This window comes from Aquiflexum sp., from assembly GCF_041751335.1.
Taxonomy (GTDB): Bacteria; Bacteroidota; Bacteroidia; order Cytophagales; family Cyclobacteriaceae; genus Aquiflexum.
In genome coordinates this window covers 1-1,561 of record NZ_JBGSXS010000251.1, presented here as the reverse complement: position 1 = coordinate 1,561, position 1,561 = coordinate 1, and the positions used below count along the sequence as shown (strand labels likewise).

Genomic DNA, 1,561 nt, shown 5'->3' with positions numbered 1-1,561 from the left:
CAAGTCTTCAAATCTCTGCACCGAAATCATAGAATATACTGCTCCTGATGAAGTAGCCGTATGTAACTTGGCCTCCATTGCCCTGCCTAAATATGTTGTGACCGGAAGTGATGGGAAAAAATATTTTGACCATCAGAAACTATACGAGATTACCAAAGTGGCTACCCGCAACTTGAACAAGGTAATTGATGTTAATTTTTATCCTGTTGAGGAAGCAAGGAAATCCAACTTCCGTCATAGGCCAATCGGCTTGGGGGTACAAGGTCTAGCAGATGCTTTTATTATGCTCAGAATGCCGTTTGACTCAGATGAGGCCAAAGGACTTAATGAGGATATCTTCGAAACCATCTACTACGCTGCCATGGAAACTTCAATGGAATTGGCCAAGGTAGAGGGAACTTATGAAACTTATGAAGGTTCGCCTGCATCCAAAGGAATATTCCAATTTGACATGTGGGGTGTTACTCCAAAATCCGGTAGATGGGCATGGGATGAGCTAAAAGAAAAAGTAAAGAAATTTGGAATCAGAAACTCGCTATTGGTTGCGCCAATGCCTACTGCCTCTACTTCACAAATATTGGGGAACAATGAATGTTTTGAGCCTTATACTTCTAACATCTATACCAGAAGAACTTTATCCGGTGAATTTATTGTAGTCAACAAGCACCTAATGAAAGATTTGATTCATTTGGGATTATGGAATGATGCCATGAAAAACAGATTGATCGCTGCCAATGGTTCTGTAAAAAATATCCCTGGAATTCCTCAACACATCAAAGATATCTACAAAACAGTTTGGGAGATTTCTCAGAAGATTGTCATAGACATGTCTGCTGATAGAGGTGCTTACATCTGTCAGTCACAGAGTATGAATGTATTTATGCAGGATCCTAATTTTGGAAAACTTACTTCTATGCATTTCTATGCTTGGAAAAAAGGTCTCAAAACGGGTATGTACTACCTCAGGTCACAAGCTGCAACAGCAGCGATCCAGTTTACAGTGGACAAATCCGCTAGGGATGCAGAGAAAGCAGTCCAAGCAGCCCCTGCACTGGAAATGGCCAAATCAAAAAATCAAGATGCCATTGCCTGTTCATTGGACAATCCGGATGACTGCGAAATGTGCGGAAGTTAAAAATTATTTTAGAGTTCGTTTGATGGAAAAAAGCGCTTGACAATGTCAAACGCTTTTTTGTTATATTACTTTCAACTTAAAAAATCCGAAACTTTCATGATACTTACAGCATCTCAAATACTGGATTCTTTGAACATGCTCAAAGATGATACAAAACCTCTATTTGGTAAAATGACTGCACAGCATATGGTGGAGCATTTGACCATTACCTTGAAGCTATCCACCGGGAAAATAAAATATCCTCTCTTTACTCCCAGTGAAAGGGCACTCAATGCCAAGTATAATCTGTTGTTCACAGAACTTGAAATGCCAATGGGCATGACACCACCAAATGATACAGGGGAACTCTATCCCTTAAAATTTCCTGACTTGGAAAAAGCCAAAGAAGCACTCTTAAAGGCTTGGGGTGAATACATTACCTATTAT

Annotated in this window: 2 protein-coding genes; both read left to right on the top strand. The window is 39.8% G+C overall.

Features of this window, described 5'->3' with window-relative positions:
* The coding region (locus tag ACEW8U_RS14125) for a ribonucleoside-diphosphate reductase subunit alpha (protein WP_373522697.1) at positions 1–1,135 on the top strand (1,135 nt) is incomplete at its 5' end.
* Between the two features lie 96 nt (positions 1,136–1,231).
* Positions 1,232–1,561: hypothetical protein (locus tag ACEW8U_RS14120; RefSeq protein WP_373522696.1), on the top strand; the 330-nt coding region annotated here is incomplete at its 3' end.